This window comes from Rhodoferax sp. AJA081-3 (genome assembly GCF_017798165.1).
In the GTDB taxonomy this organism is placed as follows: Bacteria; Pseudomonadota; Gammaproteobacteria; order Burkholderiales; family Burkholderiaceae_C; genus Allorhodoferax.
In genome coordinates this window covers 4,059,584-4,086,341 of record NZ_CP059068.1, presented here as the reverse complement: position 1 = coordinate 4,086,341, position 26,758 = coordinate 4,059,584, and the positions used below count along the sequence as shown (strand labels likewise).

Below are 26,758 nucleotides of genomic sequence, written 5' to 3'. Positions count from 1 at the left end.
AAAGTGAATGCCTATTCAGCGGACAAGAACCACCCGCTCCCCGCCCCGACTACCCGTTTAGCCGGTCATTTTAGACTAAGCACCTCAGCCAGATCCGATGGGTGCAGGCGCCCCATCTTGCGGTAGAGCACCGTACCGCTGGCACCCAATACGACGGAAAACGGCAGCCCACCTGCCACATTGCCCAGGCCCCGACCCAGTTCCGCACCGGCCAGCCCGGCCATGCCCACCGGAAAATCCAGCGGCATTTTTTTCAGAAAACTCTGCACGGGCGTCAATTTATCGACCGCCAAGCCCAGCACTTGCCAGCCTTTGCCTTTATTTTGACGGTAGAAGTCATTAATAAGCGGCAGTTCCTCCACACAGGGCGCGCACCAGGTTGCCCAAAAATTCAGCAGTAGTGGGCGCCCACGCAACGACTGCATGGATAACTTGCCAGCTTGCGGTGTATCCCATTGCATGGACCAAAACCCCTCGACCGGCTCGGCGGGAGGCAGAGCCTCGGGTACTGGAGCCCGCCACCACGCTACACCCAAGCCCAACAGCGCCGCGCCAGCGGCAGTCCCTCCTAACAACAGACGGCGGTTCGGCGTACCCTGAGGATCAGTGGTGCTTGCAGGATTGGAATCGGGTGCGGTCATGGCGCACCACCCTGCAACAGCCCGCGCAGTGCCGTCGCATCACCCCGCGGCCGTCGCCCCCGCGCATCCGCACGCAGGGCTCCGCGCAGGTCGTCAAAGTCGTAGACCAGCAGATGGAGGCCCACATGTTCACCCAGCGCAGCGCAGTAGGCCTGCACACTGAGTGCATCCACGGTCTCGCCGTGGAAGCCGGTGACCGAACGCGGCTCGTAGCGCACCTGCATGTCTATCAAACCGATTTCCGCCGATTTGGAGTCATCACAAAACAATTGCAGGTAAATATCAGAACGGCGTGTGGCCGTTCCGTGCCAGACCGCACCGCCGATATGGGGGCGAAACTGCTCCAGGCGCTCCATCCACTCCACCGCCAGTTCACGCAGGGCCTGCAATTCGGCAGGCTGGGTGTCGGCACAAAAGATGGAGATGTATTCTTCTACTGCCGTGTCCAGCTGTGTGTTGTCCGGTAACGCGGTGCGCGCGGGCAAGCCCATCTGTTTGATGGCTCGGCGCTTGGCGGCCCCGTATTCCAAGCCTTCCTCCACAACCATACGCGCGGCAACGGCGGCCAGTTCTTCTTTCAATGCATCCATGGCCGCATTGTGCCCCCGGATGTTTGTCCCGTGCAGCCGGACAGTCTTTGGCCGCTTCAATTTTGATAGCAACTTAGGGAGCCTGCACGGGGGCTAGAGGCACAAAACGCTTACAACCTCCCGATAGAATGCTGCCATGCATATTCACATTCTGGGCATTTGCGGTACTTTTATGGGCGGCTTGGCCGCGCTGGCGCGCGAGGCGGGCCACCGCGTTACCGGCTGCGACACGGGCGTCTACCCCCCCATGAGCGACCAGTTGCGCGCCCTGGGCATCGAGTTGATCGAAGGTTATGGCACGGACCAGATGGCGCTCAAGCCTGATATGTTTGTCATCGGCAACGTAGTCAGCCGGGCCCGCCTGGCCGACGGCAGCCCCCGTTATCCGCTGATGGAAGCCATCCTGGATGCGGGCGCACCCTACACCAGCGGCCCCCAGTGGCTGGCCGAACATGTGCTGCAGGGCCGCCATGTTTTGGCAGTTGCAGGCACCCACGGTAAGACAACCACGACAGCCATGTTGACGTGGATACTGGAGAGTGCAGGCTTACAACCCGGCTTCCTGGTAGGCGGCGTCCCCCTGAATTTCGGCATCTCAGCGCGCCTGGGTGGCGAGCTGGCACCGGGTTCTGCGCAGGTAAAGGAGGAGCCCGCAAAGCGGGCGGGGGACACGGAGCAGAACCCGGTACCAGCTCGCCACCCTCCTCTGTTTGTTATAGAAGCCGACGAATACGACACCGCCTTCTTCGACAAACGCAGCAAGTTCGTGCACTACCGCCCCCGCACCGCGGTGCTGAACAACCTGGAATTCGACCACGCCGACATCTTTGACAACCTGGCCGCCATCGAGCGCCAGTTCCACCACCTGGTCCGCACCGTGCCCAGTACAGGCCGTATCGTCGTCAACGGCCTGGAAGAAAGCCTGACCCGCGTGCTGAGCCAGGGCTGCTGGAGTGAACAACGCAGCTTTGGCAGCACGGTCAGTGATTTCACAGCTGTGGGTGAGCCCCATGCCTTCGACGTGCTGCAAGGCGGCAAAGTGGTCGCCCGGGTGGAATGGTCACTGAGCGGCGTGCACAACCAATTGAACGCCCTGGCCGCCATTGCCGCCGCAGAACACGTGGGCGTAACGCCCAGCGCGGCGGCCCAGGCCCTGGGCCATTTCGTCAATGTCAAACGCCGCATGGAAGTGCGGGCCCGCGTGACCCTGGGTAGCACTACCCCGGCGGATGCGGGACCATCGACAGTCACCATCTACGACGACTTCGCCCACCACCCCACCGCCATCCGCACCACCATCAACGGCCTGCGCCGCCAGGTGGGCGCGGCACGTATCCTGGCCGTGTTCGAGCCCCGCAGCAACACCATGAAACTGGGAGCAGTCAAGTCCCAACTACCCTGGAGCCTGGAAGAGGCCGACCTGGCCTTCTGCCATGCCGGTGGCCTGGACTGGGACGCCGCAGAGGCCCTGTCCAGCATGGGCCAGCGGGCCAGCGTGGCAAATGATGTGGACAGCACCATCCGCCAGGTGCTGGCCCAGGTGCGGCCCGGCGACCACATCCTGTGCATGAGCAACGGGGGCTTTGGCGGTATTCACCTGAAATTGGCCGCGGCGCTACAGGCCCACTAGCTGACAGCAGCATGGGTAGGTAATAGCACAGCGTAGACGGCACCGGGTCTGTGCCAGTAGCATCGCAGGCTTCACCGCCTTGTTGATCGGATCCGGCCATGCACTTGCTTTTCAAAGACTCCGCCCCTCAGGGCGCGTTACGCAACAAGGTCGTCAGCGCAGCCGAGGCCGTGCGCCTGATCCACGATGGGGACACGGTGGCCACCGGCGGTTTCGTGGGCATCGGTTTCGCCGAGACCGTCGCAGTCGCGTTGGAACAGCGCTTTCTGGAAGCCGAGGCAGAAACCGGCACCGGTGCGCCACGCAACCTGACCCTGGTCTACGCCGCCGGTCAGGGTGACGGTGCCAGCCGCGGGCTCAACCACCTGGGCCACGCTGGCATGGTCAAGCGGGTTGTGGGTGGCCACTGGGGGCTGGTGCCGGCGCTGCAAAAGTTGGCGATTGCCAATGCCATTGAGGCCTACAACCTGCCGCAGGGTGTGATCGCCCACCTTTTCCGCGACATCGCCGCCGGCAAGCCCGGCACGCTGACCCATGTGGGCATCGATACATTCGTCGACCCGCGCTGGGGCGGCGGCAAGATCAATGCCTACACCACCGAAGACCTGGTGCGGCTGATGGAGATCGACGGCAAGGAATACCTGTTTTACAAGGCGTTTCCCATTTCGGTCGGAATCATCCGCGCCACCACCGCCGACCCCGATGGCAACCTGACGATGGAGCGGGAAGCCCTGACATTGGAGGCGCTGGCCATTGCCATGGCGGCGCGCAATTCGGGCGGCATTGTCATTGCGCAGGTCGAGCGTATTGCCGAGCGCGGCACGCTGCACCCGCGTTTGGTCAAGGTGCCCGGTATTCTGGTGGACGCCGTGGTGCTGGCCACCGAACCGGCCCACCACATGCAGACGTTTTCTGAGCAATACAACCCGGCCTATTCCGGCGAGATCCGCGTCCCACAGGACTCGTTGCCCGCCATGCCGCTGTGTGAACGCAAGGTGATTGCGCGGCGCGCCGCGCTGGAGCTCAAACCCAACAGTGTGGTGAACCTGGGCATCGGCATGCCCGAAGGCGTGGCCAGCGTGGCCGCAGAAGAAAAAATCATCGACCTGGTCACACTCACCGCCGAGCCCGGCGTGATTGGCGGCATACCGGCCAGCGGCATGAGTTTTGGCGCGGCCACCAATGCCCACGCCGTGATCGACCAGCCCAACCAGTTCGACTTTTACGACGGCGGCGGCCTGGACATTGCGGTGTTGGGCCTGGCCCAGGCCGACGCGCAGGGCAATTTGAATGTCAGCAAATTCGGCCCCCGCCTGGCCGGTGCCGGTGGTTTCATCAATATCAGCCAGAATGCCAAGACCGTGGTCTTGGTCGGCACATTCACCACCGGCGGGCTGGATGTGCGCCTGCAGGATGGCCGACTGCACATCCACCGCGAGGGTGATACACGCAAGTTCCTGAAGGCGGTGGAACACCGCACCTTCAGCGGACGCGAAGCCTGCAAACGCGGTCAACGTGTGTTGTATGTGACCGAACGCTGTGTCTTCCAACTGAAGGACGACAAGGGCCAGGGCAGCATGGAGTTGGTTGAGATAGCGCCGGGCGTGGACCTGGAGCGTGATGTGCTGGGCCAGATGGACTTTATGCCCACCATCAGCCCGCACCTGCGACTCATGGATGCTGCCCTGTTTGCGACCGACGCCATGGACCTGCGGGAGCGCCTGTTGGCCACGCCTCTGGCCCAGCGTTTTGAACTGGACCGCGAACACCGCCTGCTGTTTATCAACTTCGAAGGCCTGGCGGTAGACCAGGCCAGCGATATCAGCGATATCGAGCAGCACCTGAACACCCTGTTGGCGCCTCTGGGTGAGCGTGTCGCCGTGGTGGTGAACTACGATAACTGCAGCATACTGCCGCCGCTGATCGACGCCTATTCGGCCATGGTCAAACGCCTGAGTGACCGCTTCTACAGCCGTGTCACCCGGTATGGCACTGGCGGATTCCTGAAAGCCCGACTGGAAGTTGGCGGGTAAAGAACCCTGGCATGCCAGGCAAGGGACGCCGGCACTTGTAAAATCGGCGCTCTACTTCTTCTAGGTGGTTCTTCATGCTCTTCTCTTCCCTGCGCCAGTCACTTGCCACTCTGATGGTTGCCGTGCTGGTTTCTGCCTGTGGTGGCAGCGGCGGCAGTTCTGCCCCAGCGCCTGCTGGTGGCATCACCGTGACGCCGGGCGACGGCACTGCAACCATCACCTGGTCCATGGCGCCTGGCGTGAAGTACTGGCTGTTTTATGCACCCAACAAAACCATCACCACCACGGACTGGATCAATGTACCGGGTAGCCGCGCCGTATTGGACGTCACCTCCCCCTACGTGGTGACGGGCCTGGCAAACGGCTTCACCTATTACTTCACCGTTAACGGCCGCAATGGTGATGGCCCCGGTGGCCCGGGCAGCCCCACGGTCGCTATCGTGCCGCGGCCCGCTGGTGAAACCTGGAAAGCCGGCACCACCCTGGGCAGCAACACCATCCGCAGCATCACCTACGGCACGGCTGCTGATCTGACGGGTTACTACTTTGCCGTGGGTGACGCCGGCAGCACCTACCGCAGCAAAGACGGCATCACCTGGTCCGGCCTGCCTGCAGCTGCCAGTACCGACATGCGTGCCGCGTTGTACGCCTTGGGCAAATTTATTGTGGTGGGTGCCAACGGCAGTATCCGTTACGGCACGGACATGTCGAACTGGACCACCGCCACATCCAACACCACGGAAACACTGAATGCCGTCGCCAGCAATGGCGCACTGGCGGTTGCGGTCGGTAACAACGGCACGCTGCGCACCTCGTCAGACGGCATCACCTGGGCAAACGGCACGGTGCCAACCACCAAAAACCTGTACGGCGTGGCCTACTCCGGTAGCGGTGTCTGGATGGCAGTGGGTGCAGACGGCACCCTGATGACCAGCACCGATGCAACCAACTGGACCTTGGTGGCTTCTGGCACAACAGCCGATCTCAATGCCGTTGCGGTGCAGGCCTTCACCAGCTACACCTTTGTGGCCGCAGGTAATGGCGGCACCATTCTCACCAGCACCGACAACGGCGTGACCTGGGTATCCCAGGCCTCGGGCTCCAGCGCCAACCTGTTGGGCATCAGCACCGCCACCAACCAGGTTTTGGTAACTGGTGTGGGTGGCACAGTATTAACCAGCGCCAGTGGCACCTCGGCATGGACCACCCGCACCACGGGCACCACGGCCGATTTGCATGCTGCGATCAGCGGTTTCTCCCAATACGTGGCAGTGGGCCAAAACGGCACCAATATCAACTCTCAGTAAAACAATGGAGCCCCCACGGGGGCCCAACCCTCTTCTTGAGCTTTACTTCTGGGCACGGCGTTGCTTGACGGCGGCAGACAACACATCCAGCACCTGCAGCGAATCATCCCAGCCCAGGCAGGCATCGGTGATGCTCTTGCCATAGGCCAGCGCATTCGCATCGTCCTTGCCAGGTGTGAATTTCTGCGCACCGGCATTCAGGTGGCTTTCCACCATCACACCAAACACGCTGTGTGAGCCCGCGGCGATCTGGCTGGCGATATCGCGCGCCACGTCCAGCTGTTTTTCGTGCTGCTTGCTGCTGTTGGCGTGGCTGCAGTCCACCATCAGCGTGGCGGGCAGCTTGGATTTTTCCAGCTCCTTGCAGGCCTCAGCCACACTGGCTGCGTCGTAGTTTGGCGCCTTGCCGCCGCGCAGAATCACGTGGCAATCCTTGTTGCCCTTGGTCTGCACAATCGCCACCTGGCCATTCTTGTGCACCGACAAAAAGTGGTGGGCACCGGCAGCAGCCTGAATCGCGTCGGTTGCGATCTTGATATTGCCATCGGTGCCATTCTTGAAACCGATGGGCGCCGACAAGCCGGATGCGAGCTCACGGTGCACTTGGCTCTCCGTGGTGCGTGCGCCGATCGCACCCCAGGCGATCAGGTCACCCAGGTATTGGGGCGAGATCACGTCCAGGAATTCGCTGCCGGCAGGCAAGCCCAGGCGGTTGATCTCGATGAGCAGTTGGCGGGCAATACGCAGACCCTCGTCGATGCGGAAGCTCTCGTCCAGGTAGGGGTCGTTGATCAGGCCTTTCCAGCCCACCGTGGTGCGGGGCTTTTCGAAATACACGCGCATCACGATCTCCAGCGTGTCCTTGTATTTCTCACGCTGATCCTTCAGGCGGCGCGCATAGTCCAGCGCGGCGGCCGGGTCATGGATGGAGCAGGGCCCGATCACCACCAGCATGCGGTCATCCTTCTTGGCCATGATCTTGTGGATGGTGTGGCGCGTGTGGGTGATCAGTTTTTCCACCGCCGTACCCTGGATGGGGAAAAAACGGATCAAATGTTCAGGAGGCGGCAACACGGTAATGTCCTTGATGCGTTCGTCATCGGTCTGGCTGGTGCGGTCGGTCTGCTGGGGCGCTGGGGGATACCAGGCATCCTTGCTGGAAGAGGCTTTAGCGGTCATGGTGGGCTCCTAGGTTGAACAGTATTGAAAGTGGAAGAAAAACCGGGCAAAAAAAAACCGCCGGTGGACCGGCGGTTTAGTGAGGATTTGGGACGTCTGGTGTTCAGGTACGTTCAGATCTCTCTACCGCCGAAGCGCTTGAGAACCAAAAGTAGCTAAAAAAGAAACGACCGAAATGCATAAACCCGAATGTAGCACAGTTGTTTTGGAGGCTAAACAGCTTTAGTCATCTTTCCGGCGCCCCCGGCGCCCCTCTTGGCGCACCACGCTGCGTTTGATTTGGCGGCGTTTCCACCAGGCGCTCCAACGGCCCCAGACCGTGGGCGGTTTGCGTTCCTCATCCGGCGCCGCAGCCGATGCCAGGCGCGATTGCTCGTACACATCCAGTAGCAGGGACCCTGCACCCAACACACGCCAGGCCGCCAGGTCAAAGTCTGTCAACACCGGCGCACTGTTGCGCGGCGGTGCAGCATCCATGGCCCATTGTGTGACCAGGATGCGGAAGTGGTTCAGGGCCGAAAAGTGGGCATCAAACTCGTAGTTGGTGTGCCAATCGTCGCTCAAGCCCAGTAGCAGTGCCCGGTGTGTGCGCAGGTCGCCCACCAGATTGATCAGCGCCAACGACAGGGGCCGGGGCTCGGTATTGCGCTGCTGCAGCATGGCAACCAGCGCCTCAATCTGCACCGCCAGGGCTTGCAGACTTTCCCCCACCTGCAAAGATTCCTCATCGGCTACCGCCGAGCGCAGGAACTGGCTGTACTCACCAAAGGACTGGAAGCTATGCGACTGGGACTGGGATTGCGCCTGGGATGGCGAGTACGATGCAGCCACATCCGCGGCCGACAACGGTGCAGTGGGCGGTGTCGAGGCCGCCCGTGAATCTACCGTGTTGTTTTCGTCAGTGGGTTGGGCGGATTCGGAGCTCATGTCAGGCGCCATGCTCACATGCACTGCTAACGCCTGTCAAGCCTTGTCAGGCCGTTCCACCCACCGTCAAGCCATCGATACGCAAGGTGGGCTGGCCCACACCCACGGGCACACTCTGGCCTTCTTTGCCACAGGTGCCCACACCGCTGTCGAGTTTCATGTCGTTGCCCATCATGCTGACGCGCTTCAGGCATTCGGGCCCGCTGCCCACAATGGTGGCACCCTTGACCGGATACAGGATTTTGCCGTTTTCAACCCAATAGGCTTCAGAGGCTGAGAACACAAACTTGCCGGACGTGATGTCGACCTGACCACCGCCAAAGTTGGTGGCGTACAGGCCCTTCTTGATGCTGGCGACGATTTCTTTCGGATCCTTGTCGCCACCCAGCATATAGGTGTTGGTCATGCGTGGCATGGGCACGTGGGCATAACTCTCGCGGCGGCCATTGCCGGTAGGGGCCACACCCATCAGGCGCGCGTTCATGCTGTCCTGGATGTAACCCTTCAGGATGCCGTCTTCGATCAGCACGGTGCGCTGGCTGGTGTTGCCTTCGTCGTCCACATTCAGCGAGCCGCGGCGGTCGGCAAGCGTGCCATCGTCCAGCACAGTCACACCCTTGGCTGCCACGCGCTGGCCGATGCGGCCGCTGAAGGCGCTGGAGCCCTTGCGGTTGAAGTCGCCTTCCAGGCCGTGGCCAATGGCTTCGTGCAACAAAATACCAGGCCAGCCGGGGCCTAAGACCACTGTCATTTCACCGGCAGGCGCCGGGCGGGCATCCAGATTGGTCAGCGCGGCGTGCACGGCTTCGTCCACGTATTTTTCAATCTGTGCATCGTCAAAATAAGCCAGGCCAAAACGACCACCGCCGCCAGCCGAGCCGACTTCACGCCTACCCTTTTGCTCGGCAATCACGGTGACGGACAGACGCACCAGCGGGCGCACGTCTGCCGCCAGCGTGCCATCGGCACGGGCCACCATGACCACGTCGTATTCGCTGGCCAGACCGGCCATGACCTGGGCCACACGGGGGTCCTTGGCGCGGGCCAGCTTTTCGACCTTGCCCAAGAGGGCTACCTTGGTAGCGCTGTCGAGTGTGGAAATGGGGTCGTGCCCGGTGTACAGGGAGCGCGACTTGGCGATCTTCTGGGTTGCCACCTTGGCCCGTTTGGACTGGGCTGCGCTGGAAATGGTGCGCACGGTGCGCGCTGCATCCAGCAGGCTGGCTTCGGAAATATCGTCGGAATAGGCAAAGGCCGTCTTCTCGCCGCTGACGGCGCGCACCCCCACACCCTGGTCGATGCTGAAGGAACCGGTTTTGACAATGCCCTCTTCCAGGCTCCAGCCTTCGGAGCGGGTGTACTGGAAGTAGAGGTCGGCCTCGTCGACCTGGTGCGCCTTGATCTCGTTCAGGGCGCGGGCCAGATGGGATTCATCCAGTCCAAAAGGGGTGAGCAACAGGCGCTGGGCAATGGCCAGGCGTTCGATGGTGGGTTCGCGTGCAATCATGGGGCGATTCTAGGCTCCCAGGAGTCTGGGTGGCAGAACGTTCTGCTACGTGTCCCCCGCCCGCTGTGCGGGCTCCTCCTTAACCTGCGCAGAACGCTCTGCCACCCAGACTCCTTGCGCCGACCCGGCTTCAGCAGGGATGGCGCTCCAAAAATTGAAGCAAGGCCGCATCGTCCAGGTCGGCTAGACCGGCATCCAATGCCGCTGCAAACACCTGCGCCGCCAACGGACCCAAAGGGCCTTCAAAACCCACACTTTGCGCCGCCTGCTGCGCCAGCCGCGTGTCCTTGGCCAACAACGACATGTGGGCGCGTGGCGCCAGGTCACCTGTTATCGCGCGGCGCATACGGTCGGTGCCGATCCAGCTTTGGCCGCTGGACTGGCCAATGACGTTCAGCGTGCGCGCCAGGTCCAAGCCCATGCGGCGCGCCAGCGCCAAGACCTCGGCCGCGCCGACCAGGTTGATACCCGCCAGCAGGTTGTTGACCAGCTTGGTGCGGGCGCCGTCGCCGGGGCGTGTGCTGATGCGAAAAACCTTGTTGGACAGGGCCTGCAGCAGCGGCTCGCAGCGGGCCACCACCGCGTCCGCACCCGCCACCAGCAGGCTCATGCTACCGTCACGGGCGCGGGCCGGGCCGCCCGACATGGGGGCGTCGATGGCGTCCACGCCAAACCCGGCAAGTTGTGCGGCAATGGCCTCTACATCCTCGGGTGCAACCGTGGGGCACAGCAGCACCACATGGCCGGGCTGCAGGTGCGCGGCAATGCCCTGCGGGCCAAACAGTACATCGCGGGTTTGTGCGGCGTCCACGACACACACAATGGTTGCTACAGAATTGCTAGCGGCATGTTGAATATCTGCGGGGGCTAGAGCACCAAAAGGCTTAAGACCCTCCAGCTTGGCGGCATCCAGGTCGTGCACCCAGGGTGCCCAGCCCAGTGAGCCCAGGCGTTGCGCCATGGCTCCGCCCATATTGCCCACGCCAACGATGCCCACTTGGAACGTGGCGCTCATGTTGGCGCCAACATGCTCATGACTGCACCAGCCGCTTGGAGTTGGAAATGGCCATCAAAATCCCCACCGCCAACCCCAGCGTCACCATGGCCGTGCCGCCGTAACTGATGAAGGGCAAGGGCACGCCCACCACGGGCAAGATGCCGCTGACCATGCCCATGTTCACAAAGGCGTAGGTGAAAAAAATCATGGTCACGCTGCCGGCCAGCAGGCGCGAGAACAGCGTGGGCGCGTCCAGCGCAATGGCCAGGCCACGCAGGATCAGGAAGATGAAGGCCACGATCAGGAACAAGGTGCCGATCAGGCCGAACTCTTCGGAATAGGCGGCAAAAATGAAGTCGGTGGTGCGCTCGGGGATAAATTCCAGATGGGTCTGCGTGCCCTTCATAAAGCCCATGCCGGTGAGGCCGCCCGAGCCGATGGCAATCATGCCCTGGATGATGTGGAAGCCCTTGCCCAGCGGGTCACGCGTGGGGTCCAACAGGGTGCAGATGCGCTGCTGCTGGTAGGCGTGTAACACAGGCCATCGCACGCCATCCGCACACAGCGCCGGTTCAAACGCAACGATCAGCGCGAGTCCGATGGCCCCCAGCGCAACCACCGGAATCACCAGCTTCCAGCTCATACCCGCAAAGAAGATGACCGCCAGGCCCGCTGCCAGCACCAAGAGCGAGGTGCCCAGATCGGGCTGCTTCATGATCAAGCCCACGGGCACGGCCAGTAGCAAACCGGCCACCACAAAGTCCAGCGGGCGCAATTGGCCCTCGCGTTTCTGGAACCACCAGGCCAGCATCAGCGGCATGGCGATCTTCAGGATTTCACTGGGCTGAATGGTGATGCCGATGTTGATCCAGCGCCGGGCACCCTTCTTGGTGATGCCAAAAATGGCCACCGCTATCAACAGGGCCACGCCCACCATGTAGAGCGGCACGGCCAGCGCCATCAGCCGCTGGGGCGGAATTTGTGCCACCACAAACATGATGCTGGCTGCAATCAGCATATTGCGGCCGTGGTCTTCAAACCGGGTACCGTGGTCGAACCCCGAGGAATACATGGTCAACATGCCGGCACAGGCCAGTATGAAGACGGCAAAGGCCAGCGGCCCGTCAAAGCCGTGGAACCAGGGCGCCATGCGCCGCCAAACAGAGGGTTTATCAAAAACAGAGGCCATACAGTGGCGCGATTATCCCGCAGTGGCGGGACGCCACCGCCGCGCAACCCGCCCCTATTTGGACATGGCAGCTTCGGCCTGGCGGGGCAGCAGGCCCATGCGGGTGGCCTCCAGCACGGCCTCCATCTTGGAATGCACTTCCAGTTTGCCGTACAGGCTCTTGATATGGGTCTGTATGGTGTGCACGCTGAGGCTTTTTAAATCGGCGATTTCAGCATACGAAAACCCGCGGGATACCAGCTCCAGCACTTCCTGCTCGCGCCGCGACAGCAATCCCTTGCCAGCCTCCATTACTTCCATTTTGATAGCACTACTCTCAATACTCACGGGGGCTAGAGCGATATTTGTATGCATGGACCACTACTGTCCGGTAAATTCTGACCAATTTTCAGAATAGCTCAACCTGCGACTTCAGCTCTTCAAAGCTTTCATCTTTGAGTGCGTTGTCGACCATCTGAGCCAAAGTAATTTTCTCAAACATGTTGACCTCCACCAGATGCAAGAAATTGCGTAGTGACAACTCCGTGCGTAGCCCGTGGTGTGCGACCAAGGCTATCAAATAAGTACACACCGCAATCCAGATTTGCGAACGCACGGCGTTCAAAGAGTTGCCAAAGAAGTGCTGGATGTTCAAGTTCTGCTTGAGCCATTTGAAGAACAATTCAATTTGCCAGCGCTGCTTGTAGATGGCTGCGATGGTGAGGGCGGATAAGTCCAAGCGGTTGGTCAGAAAAACGAGTTCCAAACAACTTACTGCGTCATAGAAACGTACCCGGCGCAAGGGCGCGGGGTAGACATTTTTGGAGCGTTCGCCAGTCAGCACAATGGTTTGATCCGAGTACACGCCGGCCTGGATATCGATGGCGTGCGCTTCGTGGCAATTGAAGCTCAGGTTGTCTTTGGCGCGCACCACAAAGCTGCACTCCCGTTGCACCAAACGGTACAGCCTCGCAAAGTCCACGTAGCCGCGATCCAGCACGACGATGGAGCCCTTTGGCAGTCTCAATGCATCGAGTTGCCCCACGTCGCTGATTTTGCCTGTGGTGATCGACAGCATGACCGGAATCGCACCCCGTAGGTCGATCACGGTGTGGGCTTTGATACCCGCTTTGGTGGACCGAAAGTCCGCCCAGGGAAACAGCTTAAGACACAGGTCGATGGTCGTGGAGTCCATGGCATACAGCGGCTCCTTGAGACTCAAGCTAATGTCATGGTCTTTGTATAAATCCAAAGCGATTTCGATCAGGCGTTGCCCCAGTGCTTCGAACAGGTGTGAGTCACGCCGTTCGTTGGCATCGGCCAGCGTGGAGCGCGATACACGCTGACGTAGGCCGCAGTGGTAGAGCTTGGTGCTTTGCGAGTTCAGGCACACGATCAGGTCGCGTAAGCCTTCCCTGCGCGTGAACTGTGCGTAGGCCATGCAGATGAAGTGGCTCCATGCGGTGAAGTCCCGTGTCCAGCGGTTGGCTTGGTATTTGTTTACGAGATGCTCGAAGTGCTTGAATGGCACCACTTCGAGAAGTTGTGCAAATACTGTGCGGCCAGTGTGCATAGAGCGGAAACCTCGAAAAATGAGGTCACGATACGCAACTGCAAAAAATCGCGTTTGAAATCGTCCGAATCACAAAACCTCTTGAAACCCCCAGCCAGCTTAGGTTTGAGCCCTTTTTTGGGAGAATTTACCGGACAGTAGTGTGCATGGACCGGTACTTGGACAGCACCCGCCGGGCAATCATGGGGGAGATGGGTGATGCGCCGGCCTTCATCTCCAGAATGGTGGTGGCGATGTCATCGGGCGCGGCGTCCTTGTGGATGTAACCCAGGGCGCCGGCTTCTATGCTGGCCAACACATTGTCTTCGTCGCCAAACATGGAAATGACCAGGGCCTCGCAGCTGGGGTGGCGCAGACGCGCATGGCGGATGATTTCCAGCCCGCTGCCATCGGGCAGGCCCAGGTCGGTCAGCAAGACGTCCACCGCTTGTTCGCCATCGTCCAACAAGGCCTTGGCTTCGGACACGCTGCCCACGCCACAGACCAGTTCCAGCTGGCCACTGCGCCGCACGCTGGCCGCAAAAAATGCGCGCATCTGCGGGTCGTCTTCAACAATCAATACTCGCCACACGGGATTGCACTCCTTGATCTTCTTATGTGTTGCTGATGCGCTGCACGAGCCCCCCATCTGCCAAGCCCCAAGCATATAGCGAGACGGCGCCCAACAAACTCCCATAAACACGGTAACTTGGTAAAGACCTGGCACCGCCCAAGGCGGCCCTGGCGGCATGGGACAATGCCGCCCTATGTTTCTATTGTTTGAAGAAGCCGGAAAATTCATGGCCGGTCGGGTGCTGTCAGAGGCGGATGCTTCGGCGCAGGTGGAGCTGGACAGCGGCAAGCGGGTCAAGGTCAAGACCGCCAACATGCTGCTGAAGTTTGAAAAGCCTTCGCCCGCCGAGTTCATCGCCGCAGCCCAATCCGCCAGCCAGGGTATCGAGCTGGAAATGGCATGGGAATTCGCGCCTGACGAAGAGTTTGGTTTTGCCGACCTGGCGCGCGACTATTTCTCGCCCCAGGCACCGCTGTCCGAGCAGGCGGCCATGCTGTTCCGGCTGTTTGAATCCCCCCATTACTTCCGCCGCGCCGGCAAGGGGCGCTTCCGCAAGGCATCCGCCGACGTGATCGCCCAGGCACTGGCCGCCATTGAGAAAAAGAAGGCCATCGCGCTGCAGATCACCGCCTGGGCCGACGAGCTGGGTGCAGGCCAGTGCCCCGCCCCCATCCGCGAGCAGTTGTACAAGATTCTGTTCAAGCCCGACAAAAATGCGCCCGAGTACAAGGCCGTGGTCGAGGCATCCCGCGCTACCCATACCGCGCCGCTGGCCCTGCTGCAAAAGGCGGGGGCCATCGCATCGCCCTACCAGTTCCACTGGAAACGCTTTTTGCTGGAAAACTTTCCCAAAGGCACGGGCTTCCCGGCCATTGCCGCCCCGGCCGTGGACGACAAGAATTTGCCGTTGGCGGCGGTGCAAGCCTTCTCCATTGACGACTCCCAAACCACCGAGATCGACGATGCGTTGTCCGTCCAGGGCCTGGGCACCGGCACGGTCACGCTGGGCATCCACATTGCGGCGCCCGGCCTGGCCATACAGCCCGGCGACGCGGTGGACCAACTGGGCCGTGCCCGCCTGTCCACCGTCTACATGCCCGGCTACAAGGTCACCATGCTGCCCGACGCCCTGGTGCAAACCTATACGCTGCAGGCCGAGCGCGACTGCCCTGCCCTCTCTTTGTATGTGACGCTGGACGAAGCCACGCTGGAGATCAAGGGTCACGAGTCCAAGATCGAACGGGTCCCGATTGCGCACAACCTGCGCCACGACCAGTTGGACACCGTCGTAACAGAGCCTTGGTTGCTGGACCCCGCCTTCAACCACGAAAACGAGCCGCAGCCCCTGCCCGCATTGCGTGAGCAGCTATCATTTTTATACCGACTGGCAAAAGACCTGAAGGCCAAGCGCGAGATCGTGCGCGGCAAGCCCGAGACCTTCAACCGGCCGGACTACAACTTCCGCCTGGTGGGCAACGATGGCAATGAGCCCCAGGGCGACGAGACCGTGCAGATCAGCACCCGCCAACGCGGTGCTCCACTGGACCTGATCGTGGCCGAGGCCATGATCCTGGCCAACAGCACCTGGGGCAGCTGGATGGCCGAGCTGGGCGTGCCCGGGATCTATCGCAGCCAGGCATCACTGGCACCCGGCGTCAAGGTGCGCATGGGCACCAAGGCCCAGCCCCATGCCGGTATTGGTGTCAAGAGTTATGCCTGGAGCAGCTCACCCCTGCGCCGGTACGTCGATCTGGTTAACCAGTGGCAGATCATTGCCTGTGTGCAGCATGGCAAGACAGCAGCGCTGGCCGCACCCTTCAAGCCCAAGGACGCCAGCCTGTTCTCCATCATCTCCAGCTTTGACGAGGCCTACAGCGCCTACAACGGCTACCAGGGCGGCATGGAGCGCTTCTGGACGCTGCGCTACCTGCAACAAAATGGCATCACCGAACTGGAGGCCAGCGTGTTCAAGGAGAACATGGTGCGGGCCGACACGCTGCCCCTGGTGTTGCCGGTCATGGGTGCACAAAACTTGCCGCGCGGTGCGCGGGTGCGTATCAAACTGGGCGAAATGGACCTGATCACGCTGGACATCAGCGGCACGGTGGTGGAACGGCTGGATACGCCAACGGCCACCGATTCCTCCGCCGATGAAGCAGGCGATGACGGTGATGACGACGAAGTCAGCGGCCCGATCGCGATTGCGGTTGACGTCAGCGATGCGCCGGCAGAAACGGCTGATGCCGCCGTGGATAATCCTGCTCCGTGAACCTGCGGTCCATCAGCACCCTCCAAATTGCCCTCATTGCATCCATTGCGGTGCATGCGGTGTTGTTGACCGTGCGTTTTGTAGACCCCGAGTCGTTCAACCGGGTGTTCGAAGACACGCCGCTGGAAGTGATTCTGGTCAACGCCAAAACCAACGAGAAGCCGGACAAGGCCCAGGTGATTGCCCAAAACTCGCTGGCCGGTGGTGGAGACGCCGACAAGGGCCGCGCCACCAGCCCGCTGCCGCCATCGGCCCTGACTGATTTTGGTGACGCCACCGAAGAAGAGGCTGCACGCAAACTGCAAAACCTGCAGGAACAGCAAACCCTGCTGCTGGCCCAAGTCAAGAGCCAGCTGGCCGCCCTGCCCCCCATTGACCCGAACCAGGCAGCCACCAAAACTGAACAACTGGAGCGTGAAGAAAAGCGCCGCCAACTGGTCAAAATCCTGGCCGAGATTGAACGGCGTATCAACCAGGAAAATGCGCGGCCCAAGAAGCGTTACATCAGCCCCGCCGCGCGCGAAGCGGTGTATGCGGTCTATTACGACGCACTGCGCCACGCCATTGAAGACAAGGGCACCGAAAACTTTCCGCAGGCTGGCGGCAAGAAGTTGTACGGTGAGCTGACCATGATCGTCACCGTCAACCACAACGGCCGCGTGCTGGACACCGAGATTGTGGAAAGCTCGGGCAACCGCACGCTGGACCGCCAAGCCGCGGCCATTGCCCGGTCGGCTGGGCCGTTTGGCAACTTCAGCCCGGCCATGCGCCGCCAGGCGGACCAGATCCTAGTGGTCTCCCGTTTCAAGTTCACCCGCGACGAAACGCTGGAAGCGTCCATCTCTACGCAGAATTAAATGAAAACACTGGCGCGTTGGCTGGGGCTGTTGGTGGTCGCCTTCCTGGCGCTGCAACTGTATTTTGTGGCGCGTATCGCAGCCATGGCCGTGGTGGCACCGCAGTCCACCAGCTTCCAGCGCTCCGAGGCCTGGCGCCTGGCCAATGAAAAAGGCACCAGTCTGCGCTTGCGCCAGCAGTGGGTGGCCTACAACCAGATATCCGACAACCTCAAACGTGCGGTGATAGCGTCGGAAGACGATGGTTTTACCAACCACGAAGGTGTGGACTGGGACGCTTTGGAAAAGGCCTGGGAGAAAAACGCCAAGGCCGAGGCCCGCGCCGCCAAGCAGGCGCCCGCCAAACCCAACGCCCCTTCCGGCAAAACACCCAAGCCCCCCAAGATTGTGGGCGGCTCCACCATCACACAGCAGCTGTCCAAGAATCTGTTCTTGTCGGGCGAGCGCACCCTGGTGCGCAAGGGCCAGGAGCTGGTGCTGACCGTACTGCTGGAGAACCTGCTGAGCAAACAACGCATCCTGGAGATTTACCTCAACAGCGTGGAATGGGGCGAAGGCATCTTCGGCGCGGAGGCTGCGGCGCAGCAATACTACCGCAAGCCAGCGTCGCAATTGAGTGCGTATGAATCGGCTCGGCTGGCGGTGATGCTGCCGCGGCCACGCCACTATGAGAAGTTGCCGAACTCGGGGTATCTCGCCAACCGTGCGGGGGTGATCACGGGGCGCATGGGGGATGCGCAACTGCCTTGATTGCGTTGCTTTTGTTTATTCGCCCGCAGAAGACCCAGGGCGCACGCCGCCGCTCGTGTCCCCCGCCCTTCGGGCTCCTCCTTTACCTCGCTTTGGCGTACGCCCTGGGTCTTCTGCTCGGGTTGTTGGACTAGCGGGACGTTGCAAGTCAATTTCAAAGGACATCACAAGATGGGGCACAGCAATTCACGAACCTTGGTCGTGCTCACCGGACCAGTCGGGGTGGGCAAAAGCACTTCCGCCCATGCAGTGGCTCGGCACCTGCGATCTGCAGGTGTGCCAGTCGCATGTTTGGATCTCGACCAGCTCTACTGCATGACTCGACAGCGCGAAGGTTTCGATGACCAAGATACCTGGAGAATCGCAAGACACTCTGCCGCAGTGCTCACTGAGCACTTCTTCGAGCAATTCGCAAACGTAGTCATCGTGGAAGGGGGTTTCTTCAACAAAACCGAGCAACACCAACTCGTCGATGCATTGCAGTCACGGCCACGTTTGGTGTTCGTCACCCTTCACGCCTCATTCGATACCGTCCAAGGCAGGGTGATGGACGACGCCGATCCAGGACGGATTGCAAGCAAGGTTCCGGCGTTTCTCAGACACCTCTACGCAGAGTACGAAGCTGCGCTTCCCTTTCTGCGCGATGCGTCAACAGGCATCCAGGCTGACGACGCGGATGCGGAACAGGTAGGCAGACAAATTGCGGCATTGGTCACGAGCGCTCGGGGCAACTGATACTTTGGCACGCCAACCCCTCGGATGCGGAGTCTGGGTGTTCTGCAAAGTGAGGCAAAGGAGGAGCCCGCAGGGCGGGGGACACGAACGGCGCAGAGCGCACAGGCTCTGCATCCGGCGAGAGCCAAACACACCAAAACATACCCTCGTATAAACCCACATCAAAGCGTCATATAGCTCTGTATCATCCGCCCATGCTTGCCAAGTTAATGAGTTACTTTCTGCTGGGTCTGATACGGGTGCTCACTGGCTCGCAGGCCCGTTGGCATGGTTGCCCACCCAAGGCCGAGCAGCGTATTTATTTTGCCAACCACCAAAGCCATGCCGACCTGGTGATGATCTGGGCGGCCTTGCCGCTGGAGCTGCGCAACGTCACGCGGGCCATTGCGGCCAAAGACTACTGGACCAAGACACCCTTCAAGAAATGGCTGACCACGGCCGTGTTCAACGTCATCTACGTTTCACGCGACCGCACGAGTGACGAAGACCCGCTGGAGCCACTGTTTGACGCGCTGGCCAATGGCGACTCCATCATCCTGTTTCCCGAAGGCACACGCGGCTTCACCGGTGACCCGCAGCCCTTCAAGGCCGGGCTGTACAACCTGGCGCTGAAATGCCCCAACGTGGTCTTGGTACCGGCCTGGATCAACAACGTGCAGCACGTGTTACCCAAAGGTGAGGTGGTGCCCGTGCCGGTGCTGTGTTCCGTAACGTTTGGAGCCCCCATGCAGTTGCAAGCGGGTGAAGACCGCCGCGTGTTTCTGGAACGCGCCCGCGCCGCCGTGGTGGCACTGCGCGACGTGTAAGGGCACAACACCATGTTTGATGTGTATTACTACCTCAAGAATCTGAGCCCCACGCAGCAGATCGGCGCCCTGTTCATTCTCGTATTCGGTTTGTTGCTGCTAGCCAGCTGCGTGTCCTTTCTGTACTCCGTGCGGGAGCATGGTGATGATGCTGCAGCCGATGCCCGGCGCCAGGAACACCGCCGGGTGGACGCCATCATCCGCACCAGCTGGCTGATGGTGATGGTGTTTTGGCTGGGTTGGGCTACGGGAGATGGCGTGGCGCTGACCTTGTTTGGCCTGGTGTCGTTTTTTAGCCTGCGCGAGTTTCTGACCTTGTCACCCACCCGCCTGGGCGACCACCGCAGCCTGGTGCTGGCCTTTTTTGTGGTGCTGCCGGTGCAGTACTGGCTGATTGGCAGCGGCCACTTTGACTTGTTCACCGTGCTGATACCGGTCTACGCTTTTCTGGCCCTGCCCCTGGCCAGCGCACTGGCCAATGACCCGCTGCGTTTTCTGGAGCGCAACGCCAAGCTGCAGTGGGGCATCATGGTGTGTATCTACGGCATGAGTCATGTGCCCGCGCTGTTGATGCTGAAGTTTCCGGGCTACGAGAACCGCAATGCCTTCCTGGTGTTTTTTCTGGTGCTGGTGGTGCAGGTGTGTATGGTCACGCAGCACTTTGCATCGCGCAGGTTGCAGCGGCCACCGGTTGCACCAGCCATCAGCACCAGCTTCAACTGGCACAGTTGGGGCATTGGTGTGGCGGCGGGCAGCCTGCTGGGGGCCATGCTGGCCGGCATCACGCCCTGGGTGCCGGGCACCGCATTTGCGGCGGCCTTTGTGGCCTGTGTCGCCGGTTCGCTGGGCCACCTGGTCATGAAAGCACTCAAGCGGGACCGGGGCATCCCCAGTTGGGGTAGCCAAGGCGAGTCGGTCACCGGGGCAGGTGGTCTGCTGGACCGGGTGGATGGCCTGTGTTTTGCGGCGCCGGTGTTCTTCCACTCGGCCCGCTGGTACTTTGGTGCATAGCCAAATTGGCCTCTAGCCCCCGAATAATATAGCTCTTATGCTATATAAACAATAGCATGCGAATACTGGGCATCGATCCTGGCCTGCGCACCACCGGTTTTGGTGTGGTGGATGTACACGGCGCCGCGCTGCAGTATGTGGCCAGTGGCACCATCAGCACCCAGCACCTGGACGTGGGGGAGCTTCCACTGCGCCTGAAGGTGCTGTTTGATGGCATACGCGAGGTGGTGCAGCGCTACACGCCCGACTGCGCTTCGGTGGAGATTGTGTTTGTCAACGTCAACCCGCAGTCCACCCTTTTGCTGGGTCAGGCGCGGGGGGCCTGCATCACGGCGCTGGTATCCAACGATTTGCCCGTGGCGGAGTACACCGCGCTGCAGATGAAGCAGGCCGTGGTCGGTTATGGCCGGGCCGACAAGACCCAGGTGCAGTCCATGGTGCAGCGCCTGCTGGAGCTGCCGGGCCTGCCCGGGCCGGACGCCGCAGACGCGCTGGGTCTGGCCATCACCCATGCCCATGCCGGCAGCGCCATGGCCAAGCTGGCCCTGGCCAGCGGCCTGGGGGGCAAGATTGGTGGCAACTACCGGGCGGGTCGCAGCCGCTGACGCGGGGAACTCCGGTTGCGATAAATCTTCAAATGCTGGTAAGCTGTGGTCAGCCGAAGTTGGATCGGCAGCAGACTTCTACAACCTGAAAGGCAGGCATGGCCCTCACCGATGCGGATGACAGCAATTGGCTAACCCACGATGACGAGGACATCACCTCTGCCGTCGCCCAAGCTGCTGTCCGGCCCTGGCGGATTCTGGTGGTGGACGACGAACCCGACATCCACGCCGTCACCCGCCTGGCACTCAACAGCGTGACATTCAAGGGCCGTGGCGTGGAGATACTCTCGGCCTACACCGGCGCCCAGGGTTATGACATGCTGGCCACCGAAAACGATATTGCGCTGGTGCTGCTGGATGTGGTGATGGAAACCGAAAACGCCGGGCTGCTGCTGGCCCGGCGCATACGCGAAGAGCTGGACAACCACCTGGTGCGCATCGTGCTGCGTACCGGCCAACCAGGCCAGGCGCCGGAGCAAAAGGTCATCGTTGACTTCGACATCAACGACTACAAAGCCAAGACCGAGCTGACGGCACAAAAACTGTTCACCACGGTGATCTCGTCGCTGCGCAGTTATGAAGGTTTGCAGACGATTGAGGCCAACCGCAAGGGCCTTGCCCGCATCCTGGAAGCCGCCAGCAATTTGTACCAGCTGGATTCACTCAAGGAGTTAGCCTCCGGGGTGCTGACACAGATTGGCGCCATCCTGAACTTTGGCACCGAGGGTGTGTTGTGCATCATGCAGAACAAGTCGCCCGGGGTGACCAGCGAGCCCTTTGTGATTGCGTCCACCGGCGCCTCCGCAGCCCAGCTGGAAGAGCAGACCAGCCTGCCGTCCGACCACGTCTGGGCGACCGAGATCCACCAGGCATTTCGTGAACGCAAAAACGTCTTTACCGATGCGGTGGATGTCTTGTTCATCCACGCGCCCCACGGCCACCTGTTTGTGGTGGCCTTCTCACCGCCCTGGCCACTGGGTGATCTGGAGCGCAGCCTGTTGGGTGTGTTCTGTGACCGTATTGCGGCCGCCTTTGACAACCTGCACATGTTTGGCATGCTCAAGACCACGCAGGAGGCCACCGTGGTGGCGCTGGCCGATCTGGCCGAGTCCCGCGATGCCACCACCGGCGGCCATGTGCGCCGGGTCTGCCGGCTCACCGACGGCATTGCCGCCGAGTTGCAGGCGGCGGGCAAGTTCACCGAAGAAATCACGCCCAGTTTTTTATCCCTGGTCGGGCTGGCCAGCATCCTGCACGATGTGGGCAAGGTGGCCACACCCGATGCGGTGCTGCTCAAGCCGGGCCGGCATACACCCGAAGAACGCGCCATCATGGAAGAACACGCCCTGATTGGCGAGACCGTGCTGGCACGCGCCTCCAAAATGGTGGAGGGTGTGAGCACACTGAGCATGGGTGCGCAGATTGCCGGCGGGCACCACGAGCACTTTGACGGCACGGGTTACCCGCGCCAACTCAGGGGCCAGGCCATTCCGCTGGCGGCACGGATTGTGGCCGTGGTGGACGTGTTTGACGCTTTGTTGCACCGCAGGCCCTACAAAGAGCCCTGGGCGCTGGACGCGGTACTGGCCTATCTGGAAGAGCGGCGCAACACACAGTTCGACCCCGACGTGCTGGACGCACTCACCGCCTTCCTGGACCACCACAAGCCGGACTGGATCATTGGGGAAGACCATTAACGGTCTGCCGGCACACAGGCGCTAGAAAAACCGCTCGACGGCCAACACGGCAAAGAAGAAAAACGCGGCGCCCAGTGTGAGCTGCAGTACACGCAAACCATAGTGTTTGTAGCGTGGCTGGCCCGTGACAAGAAAACACACAAAACAGCCGGCCGCAGCCAATAGCAGCACCAAAAACAGAACGCGAAAAATGCCCATCGGTGTCGCGTACCGCGTGGCTACCAGGCGGGCGCCAGTTGAGAGAAACCGGCAGGTGCCAGGCTCTCGTCCTCAAAACTCACCATCTCCCATGCGTCCTTGTGGGCCAGCAGCTCGCGCAGCAGTTTGTTGTTCAGCGCATGGCCGGAGCGGAAGGCGCTGTAGCTGGCCAACAAGGGTTTGCCCACGCAGTACAGGTCACCAATCGCATCGAGCAGTTTGTGTTTGGCAAACTCATCGTCGTACCGCAGGCCTTCGGCATTGAGCACCTTGTAGTCATCCATGACGATGGCATTGTCCAGACCGCCACCCAGGGCCAGGCCATTGGTGCGCATCATCTCCACGTCTTTGGTGAAACCAAAGGTGCGGGCGCGCGCAATGTCGCGGGAGTAGGAATCACGGCCCATGTCGAACTCCACCGTCTGGCCGGTGGAATCCACGGCCGGGTGGTCGAACACAATCTCGAAACTGAGCTTGTATCCGTTGTACGGCTCCAGGCGCGCCCACTTGAGGTTGGCGCCCTCGCCTTCACGCACCTCTACCGCGCGTTTGACCCGCATGAAACGTTTGGGTGCGTTTTGCAAGGCAATACCAGCGCTCTGCAGCAGGAACACAAAAGACGCGGCGGATCCATCCAGGATGGGGATTTCTTCGGCCGTGATGTCCACGTACAGATTGTCCAGCCCGAGGCCGGCGCAGGCCGACATCAGGTGTTCAATCGTCTGCACCTTGGCCCCGCCATTGGAAATGGTGGAGGCCATGCGCGTGTCGGTCACCGAAGGGGCCGACACTGGTATGTCCACCGGCACCGGCAAATCCACACGGCGAAAGATGATGCCGGTGTCAGGCTGCGCAGGCCGCAGGGTGAGTTCCACCCGTTGGCCGCTGTGCAGGCCCACACCGACGGCGCGGGTCAGGGACTTGAGGGTTCGTTGTTGTAGCACCGCGTGATTTTACTTGGACAACCATTCCCGGGCAGATCGGACCGGTTTCCCGATTGATGGTGCGAAAAGCGTAGCGAGCGACCCTAGCTTGCGTTGAGGAGCGCAACCGTACTTCTGTACGGTGAGCACCGCCAACGCAAGATCGGGCCGCGCAGTAGCTTTGCGCGCCGTCAATCAGCTTGTTTGCGCAGGAAAGCAGGGATTTCGTAGTCGTCCATGCCACCATTCGACAGAGCATCAACCTTGGCCGCAGCCGAGGTGCGGCCGCGCCAGACGGCAGGTGTGCCCATGCCAGCGTAGTCCGGTTGGGCCACACCCATGGAAGCACCGCCGCCAGCCGCCTGTCCACCGACAGGTGTATTCAATGTGGGTACATGGAACGGCACGTTGTCGGTACCGGTGCGCAACACCTGCAGGGGTGGTGCCGTACGGCGCGCGCCCTGGCGGGAGAGGCCGGTGGCGACCACGGTTACGCGGATGTCATCACCCAGTGCATCGTCATACGCCGTACCGTAGATCACATGGGCATCAGGCGAGGCGTAGGCACGGATGGTGTTCATGGCCAGTTTGGATTCGCTCAGTTTGAGCGAACCCTTGGCAGCCGTGATCAGCACCAGCACACCCTTGGCGCCCGACAGGTCTATGCCTTCCAGCAGAGGGCAGGCCACGGCCTGCTCCGCCGCAATACGCGCACGGTCCGGGCCATTGGCCAGTGCGGTACCCATCATGGCCTTGCCAGGCTCACCCATCACCGTGCGCACGTCTTCAAAGTCGACGTTCACATGGCCGGGCACATTGATGATTTCGGCAATACCGCCGACCGCGTTTTTCAACACGTCGTTGGCATGGGCGAAAGCCTCGTCCTGCGACACGTCATCACCCAACACGTCCAGCAGCTTTTCGTTCAGCACCACGATCAGCGAGTCCACATTGGCTTCCAGCTCCATCAGGCCGGCATCCGCATTGCTCATGCGGCGACCACCTTCAAAGTCGAAAGGCTTGGTGACCACACCCACGGTCAGAATCCCCATCTCTTTTGCCACGCGGGCAATCACAGGCGCTGCACCGGTGCCGGTACCACCGCCCATACCGGCGGTGATGAACAACATGTGTGCACCTTCAATCGCGGCGCGGATGTCGGCCTCGGCCACCATGGCGGCTTCACGGCCCTTGTCGGGTTTGCTGCCTGCGCCCAGACCGCCGGCACCCAGCTGGATGGTCTTGTGCGCGGTGCTGCGGCTCAGTGCCTGCGAATCGGTGTTGGCGGTGATGAACTCCACGCCGCCCACACTTGAAAAAATCATGTGTTCCACGGCGTTGCCGCCACCACCGCCCACACCGATGACCTTGATCTGTGTGCCCTGGTTAAACGTTTCTTCTTCAATCATTTCAATGGCCATGTTTCTCTCCTGATGTTTCACTAAGTTAAATACTTTGGGTTCTTTGCCGTTGCAGTACTCTGCGAAAGTCGGTGGCGGGCCCGCGCCCGGCAACCGCTCATGCGGACTTCCCCTTGCAAGCCACATCTTGTGTTCCATGGTCAGAAGTTCCCGATGAACCAGTCTTTAACTGATCCAAAAGCTGTTTTCATCGACCCGTTTTTCTGCGCCACCTTGAAGCCGCGCATGCGGGCGACACGGGCCTCTTCGAGCAGGCCCATCACGGTAGCCGCGCGGGGCTGGGCCACCATGTCGGCCAGCGCGCTGGAGTATTTGGGGATGCCGCGGCGCACGGGCTTGAGGAAGATGTCTTCACCCAGCTCCACCATACCGGGCATGATGCAGCTGCCACCGGTGAGCACAATGCCGCTCGATAACACCTCTTCGTAACCCGACTCGCGCATCACCTGGTTGACCAGCGAGAAAATCTCTTCGATGCGCGGCTCGATGACACCGGCCAGCGCCTGGCGACTCAGCATGCGCGGGCCGCGGTCGCCCAGACCGGGCACCTCCACCTGTGTTTCGGGGTCTACCAAGAGTTGTTTGGCATGGCCGCTTTCGACCTTGATATCTTCCGCGTCCTTGGTCGGCGTGCGCAAAGCCATCGCAATGTCGCTGGTGATCAGGTCCCCGGCAATCGGGATCACGGCCGTGTGGCGGATGGCGCCGTTGGTGAAGATGGCAATGTCGGTGGTACCTGCGCCAATGTCCACCAAGGCCACACCCAGTTCGCGTTCGTCTTCGGTCAACACACTCAGGCTGCTGGCCAGGGGGTTCAGCATCAGCTGCTCCACCTCCAGGCCGCAGCGGCGCACACACTTGATGATGTTTTCGGCCGCACTCTGCGCACCGGTCACGATGTGCACCTTGGCCTCAAGCCGAATGCCGCTCATGCCAATGGGCTCTTTGACATCCTGGCCGTCGATGATGAACTCTTGTGGCTCCACCAGCAGCAGGCGCTGGTCGGTGGAGATGTTGATGGCCTTGGCCGTCTCCACCACGCGGGCCACATCGGCAGCGGTTACCTCGCGGTCTTTCACCGCCACCATGCCGCTGGAGTTGATGCCGCGGATGTGGCTGCCGGTGATGCCGGTGTAGACACGGGTGATCTTGCAATCGGCCATCAGCTCGGCCTCGCGCAGGGCCTGCTGGATGCTTTGCACGGTGGCGTCGATATTCACGACGACACCTCGCTTGATGCCGTTGCTGGGGGCCACGCCCAAACCGGCCAGTTTGAGCTCGCCGCCGGGCAATACCTCGGCCACCACCACCATCACTTTGGCGGTGCCGATGTCCAGTCCTACGACCAGGTCTTTGTATTCTTTTGCCATATGGATTACCT

General features: G+C 61.2%; 25 protein-coding genes. 11 read left to right on the top strand and 14 right to left on the bottom strand.

Annotation, left to right across the window (positions count from 1 at the left end):
- Positions 1-65: 65 nt before the first annotated feature.
- Together HZ993_RS19215 and HZ993_RS19210 are read right to left on the bottom strand one after the other, a co-directional pair.
- On the bottom strand, positions 66-641 hold the full coding sequence (locus tag HZ993_RS19215) for a TlpA disulfide reductase family protein (protein WP_209394314.1): 576 nt from the start codon (positions 639-641) through the stop codon (positions 66-68).
- The gene (locus tag HZ993_RS19210; protein WP_209394313.1) at positions 638-1,231 is read right to left on the bottom strand and encodes a hypothetical protein; all 594 of its coding nucleotides are present in this window, start codon (positions 1,229-1,231) and stop codon (positions 638-640) included. Before HZ993_RS19210 ends, HZ993_RS19215 begins: the two co-directional genes overlap by 4 nt.
- Positions 1,232-1,367: 136 nt before the next feature.
- Between HZ993_RS19210 and mpl the strand changes: the two genes are divergently transcribed.
- The 3 genes from mpl to HZ993_RS19195 all read left to right on the top strand — a co-directional run bounded on the left by mpl (position 1,368) and on the right by HZ993_RS19195 (position 6,201).
- On the top strand, positions 1,368-2,861 hold the full coding sequence (gene mpl, locus HZ993_RS19205; RefSeq protein WP_209394312.1) for a UDP-N-acetylmuramate:L-alanyl-gamma-D-glutamyl-meso-diaminopimelate ligase: 1,494 nt from the start codon (positions 1,368-1,370) through the stop codon (positions 2,859-2,861).
- Positions 2,862-2,959: 98 nt separating this feature from the next.
- Positions 2,960-4,894: an acyl CoA:acetate/3-ketoacid CoA transferase gene (locus HZ993_RS19200; protein ID WP_209394311.1), complete on the top strand. Its 1,935-nt coding sequence runs from the start codon at positions 2,960-2,962 to the stop codon at positions 4,892-4,894.
- Between the two features lie 74 nt (positions 4,895-4,968).
- Positions 4,969-6,201, top strand: coding sequence for a hypothetical protein (locus HZ993_RS19195; RefSeq protein ID WP_209394310.1), 1,233 nt, complete (start codon positions 4,969-4,971; stop codon positions 6,199-6,201).
- Positions 6,202-6,243: 42 nt separating this feature from the next.
- Here the strand turns inward: HZ993_RS19195 and HZ993_RS19190 are convergent, their stop codons facing one another.
- The 8 genes from HZ993_RS19190 to HZ993_RS19155 all read right to left on the bottom strand — a co-directional run bounded on the left by HZ993_RS19190 (position 6,244) and on the right by HZ993_RS19155 (position 14,123).
- A complete protein-coding gene (locus HZ993_RS19190) occupies positions 6,244-7,380 on the bottom strand; it encodes a 3-deoxy-7-phosphoheptulonate synthase (protein ID WP_209394309.1) in 1,137 nt (378 codons plus the stop codon).
- Between the two features lie 222 nt (positions 7,381-7,602).
- On the bottom strand, positions 7,603-8,307 hold the full coding sequence (locus HZ993_RS19185) for a hypothetical protein (protein WP_209394308.1): 705 nt from the start codon (positions 8,305-8,307) through the stop codon (positions 7,603-7,605).
- Between the two features lie 46 nt (positions 8,308-8,353).
- Positions 8,354-9,814, bottom strand: a complete 1,461-nt coding sequence (gene tldD, locus HZ993_RS19180) for a metalloprotease TldD (RefSeq protein ID WP_209394307.1) — start codon at positions 9,812-9,814, stop codon at positions 8,354-8,356.
- Positions 9,815-9,944: 130 nt separating this feature from the next.
- On the bottom strand, positions 9,945-10,829 hold the full coding sequence (locus HZ993_RS19175) for an NAD(P)-dependent oxidoreductase (protein ID WP_209394306.1): 885 nt from the start codon (positions 10,827-10,829) through the stop codon (positions 9,945-9,947).
- Between the two features lie 16 nt (positions 10,830-10,845).
- The gene (rodA, locus tag HZ993_RS19170; protein ID WP_209394305.1) at positions 10,846-12,000 is read right to left on the bottom strand and encodes a rod shape-determining protein RodA; all 1,155 of its coding nucleotides are present in this window, start codon (positions 11,998-12,000) and stop codon (positions 10,846-10,848) included.
- A gap of 54 nt (positions 12,001-12,054) precedes the next feature.
- Complete coding sequence (locus HZ993_RS19165) at positions 12,055-12,354, bottom strand: response regulator transcription factor (protein ID WP_209394304.1); 300 nt, start codon at positions 12,352-12,354, stop codon at positions 12,055-12,057.
- Positions 12,355-12,388: 34 nt separating this feature from the next.
- Positions 12,389-13,552, bottom strand: coding sequence for an IS4 family transposase (locus tag HZ993_RS19160; protein ID WP_209394303.1), 1,164 nt, complete (start codon positions 13,550-13,552; stop codon positions 12,389-12,391).
- Between the two features lie 127 nt (positions 13,553-13,679).
- Positions 13,680-14,123, bottom strand: a complete 444-nt coding sequence (locus tag HZ993_RS19155) for a response regulator transcription factor (RefSeq protein WP_245213692.1) — start codon at positions 14,121-14,123, stop codon at positions 13,680-13,682.
- Between the two features lie 175 nt (positions 14,124-14,298).
- Between HZ993_RS19155 and HZ993_RS19150 the strand changes: the two genes are divergently transcribed.
- The 8 genes from HZ993_RS19150 to HZ993_RS19115 all read left to right on the top strand — a co-directional run bounded on the left by HZ993_RS19150 (position 14,299) and on the right by HZ993_RS19115 (position 22,835).
- Positions 14,299-16,374 carry a ribonuclease catalytic domain-containing protein gene (locus HZ993_RS19150; protein WP_209394301.1) on the top strand — a complete coding sequence of 692 codons (2,076 nt, stop codon included), beginning with the start codon at positions 14,299-14,301 and terminating at the stop codon, positions 16,372-16,374.
- 2 nt (positions 16,375-16,376) lie between these two features.
- On the top strand, positions 16,377-17,231 hold the full coding sequence (locus HZ993_RS19145) for an energy transducer TonB (protein WP_209398621.1): 855 nt from the start codon (positions 16,377-16,379) through the stop codon (positions 17,229-17,231).
- Positions 17,232-17,981, top strand: a complete 750-nt coding sequence (locus tag HZ993_RS19140) for a transglycosylase domain-containing protein (protein ID WP_209394300.1) — start codon at positions 17,232-17,234, stop codon at positions 17,979-17,981. It abuts the gene before it with no gap.
- A 171-nt stretch (positions 17,982-18,152) separates the two neighbouring features.
- On the top strand, positions 18,153-18,716 hold the full coding sequence (locus tag HZ993_RS19135; RefSeq protein WP_209394299.1) for an adenylyl-sulfate kinase: 564 nt from the start codon (positions 18,153-18,155) through the stop codon (positions 18,714-18,716).
- Positions 18,717-18,910: 194 nt separating this feature from the next.
- Positions 18,911-19,522, top strand: coding sequence for a 1-acyl-sn-glycerol-3-phosphate acyltransferase (locus tag HZ993_RS19130; RefSeq protein ID WP_209394298.1), 612 nt, complete (start codon positions 18,911-18,913; stop codon positions 19,520-19,522).
- A 12-nt stretch (positions 19,523-19,534) separates the two neighbouring features.
- Positions 19,535-20,533: a phosphatidate cytidylyltransferase gene (locus HZ993_RS19125; RefSeq protein WP_371816944.1), complete on the top strand. Its 999-nt coding sequence runs from the start codon at positions 19,535-19,537 to the stop codon at positions 20,531-20,533.
- A gap of 56 nt (positions 20,534-20,589) precedes the next feature.
- The gene (ruvC, locus tag HZ993_RS19120) at positions 20,590-21,138 is read left to right on the top strand and encodes a crossover junction endodeoxyribonuclease RuvC (RefSeq protein ID WP_209394297.1); all 549 of its coding nucleotides are present in this window, start codon (positions 20,590-20,592) and stop codon (positions 21,136-21,138) included.
- A 98-nt stretch (positions 21,139-21,236) separates the two neighbouring features.
- Complete coding sequence (locus HZ993_RS19115) at positions 21,237-22,835, top strand: DUF3369 domain-containing protein (protein ID WP_209394296.1); 1,599 nt, start codon at positions 21,237-21,239, stop codon at positions 22,833-22,835.
- A 21-nt stretch (positions 22,836-22,856) separates the two neighbouring features.
- Here HZ993_RS19115 and HZ993_RS19110 read toward each other — a convergent pair whose 3' ends face one another.
- The 4 genes from HZ993_RS19110 to ftsA form a co-directional block, all read right to left on the bottom strand.
- A complete protein-coding gene (locus tag HZ993_RS19110) occupies positions 22,857-23,033 on the bottom strand; it encodes a hypothetical protein (protein ID WP_209394295.1) in 177 nt (58 codons plus the stop codon).
- Positions 23,034-23,053: 20 nt separating this feature from the next.
- Positions 23,054-23,977 carry a UDP-3-O-acyl-N-acetylglucosamine deacetylase gene (gene lpxC, locus HZ993_RS19105; protein WP_209394294.1) on the bottom strand — a complete coding sequence of 308 codons (924 nt, stop codon included), beginning with the start codon at positions 23,975-23,977 and terminating at the stop codon, positions 23,054-23,056.
- 170 nt (positions 23,978-24,147) lie between these two features.
- Positions 24,148-25,377: a cell division protein FtsZ gene (gene ftsZ, locus HZ993_RS19100; protein WP_209394293.1), complete on the bottom strand. Its 1,230-nt coding sequence runs from the start codon at positions 25,375-25,377 to the stop codon at positions 24,148-24,150.
- A gap of 140 nt (positions 25,378-25,517) precedes the next feature.
- Positions 25,518-26,747 carry a cell division protein FtsA gene (gene ftsA, locus HZ993_RS19095; protein ID WP_209394292.1) on the bottom strand — a complete coding sequence of 410 codons (1,230 nt, stop codon included), beginning with the start codon at positions 26,745-26,747 and terminating at the stop codon, positions 25,518-25,520.
- Between the last annotated feature and the right edge of the window lie 11 nt (positions 26,748-26,758).

Bases quoted from the DNA above. Each gene is read 5' to 3' on its own strand.
- HZ993_RS19190 (WP_209394309.1), bottom strand. From the start codon at position 7,380: ATGACCGCTAAAGCCTCTTCCAGCAAGGATGCCTGGTATCCCCCAGCG.
- tldD (WP_209394307.1), bottom strand. From the start codon at position 9,814: ATGATTGCACGCGAACCCACCATCGAACGCCTGGCCATTGCCCAGCGC.
- HZ993_RS19215 (WP_209394314.1), bottom strand. From the start codon at position 641: ATGACCGCACCCGATTCCAATCCTGCAAGCACCACTGATCCTCAGGGT.
- HZ993_RS19175 (WP_209394306.1), bottom strand. From the start codon at position 10,829: ATGAGCGCCACGTTCCAAGTGGGCATCGTTGGCGTGGGCAATATGGGC.
- HZ993_RS19110 (WP_209394295.1), bottom strand. From the start codon at position 23,033: ATGGGCATTTTTCGCGTTCTGTTTTTGGTGCTGCTATTGGCTGCGGCC.
- HZ993_RS19115 (WP_209394296.1), top strand. From the start codon at position 21,237: ATGGCCCTCACCGATGCGGATGACAGCAATTGGCTAACCCACGATGAC.
- HZ993_RS19165 (WP_209394304.1), bottom strand. From the start codon at position 12,354: ATGCATACAAATATCGCTCTAGCCCCCGTGAGTATTGAGAGTAGTGCT.
- HZ993_RS19135 (WP_209394299.1), top strand. From the start codon at position 18,153: ATGGGGCACAGCAATTCACGAACCTTGGTCGTGCTCACCGGACCAGTC.
- HZ993_RS19140 (WP_209394300.1), top strand. From the start codon at position 17,232: ATGAAAACACTGGCGCGTTGGCTGGGGCTGTTGGTGGTCGCCTTCCTG.
- HZ993_RS19210 (WP_209394313.1), bottom strand. From the start codon at position 1,231: ATGGATGCATTGAAAGAAGAACTGGCCGCCGTTGCCGCGCGTATGGTT.
- HZ993_RS19200 (WP_209394311.1), top strand. From the start codon at position 2,960: ATGCACTTGCTTTTCAAAGACTCCGCCCCTCAGGGCGCGTTACGCAAC.
- HZ993_RS19150 (WP_209394301.1), top strand. From the start codon at position 14,299: ATGTTTCTATTGTTTGAAGAAGCCGGAAAATTCATGGCCGGTCGGGTG.
- ftsZ (WP_209394293.1), bottom strand. From the start codon at position 25,377: ATGGCCATTGAAATGATTGAAGAAGAAACGTTTAACCAGGGCACACAG.
- HZ993_RS19195 (WP_209394310.1), top strand. From the start codon at position 4,969: ATGCTCTTCTCTTCCCTGCGCCAGTCACTTGCCACTCTGATGGTTGCC.
- HZ993_RS19125 (WP_371816944.1), top strand. From the start codon at position 19,535: ATGTTTGATGTGTATTACTACCTCAAGAATCTGAGCCCCACGCAGCAG.
- rodA (WP_209394305.1), bottom strand. From the start codon at position 12,000: ATGGCCTCTGTTTTTGATAAACCCTCTGTTTGGCGGCGCATGGCGCCC.
- HZ993_RS19185 (WP_209394308.1), bottom strand. From the start codon at position 8,307: ATGAGCTCCGAATCCGCCCAACCCACTGACGAAAACAACACGGTAGAT.
- HZ993_RS19160 (WP_209394303.1), bottom strand. From the start codon at position 13,552: ATGCACACTGGCCGCACAGTATTTGCACAACTTCTCGAAGTGGTGCCA.
- mpl (WP_209394312.1), top strand. From the start codon at position 1,368: ATGCATATTCACATTCTGGGCATTTGCGGTACTTTTATGGGCGGCTTG.
- ftsA (WP_209394292.1), bottom strand. From the start codon at position 26,747: ATGGCAAAAGAATACAAAGACCTGGTCGTAGGACTGGACATCGGCACC.
- HZ993_RS19130 (WP_209394298.1), top strand. From the start codon at position 18,911: ATGCTTGCCAAGTTAATGAGTTACTTTCTGCTGGGTCTGATACGGGTG.
- ruvC (WP_209394297.1), top strand. From the start codon at position 20,590: ATGCGAATACTGGGCATCGATCCTGGCCTGCGCACCACCGGTTTTGGT.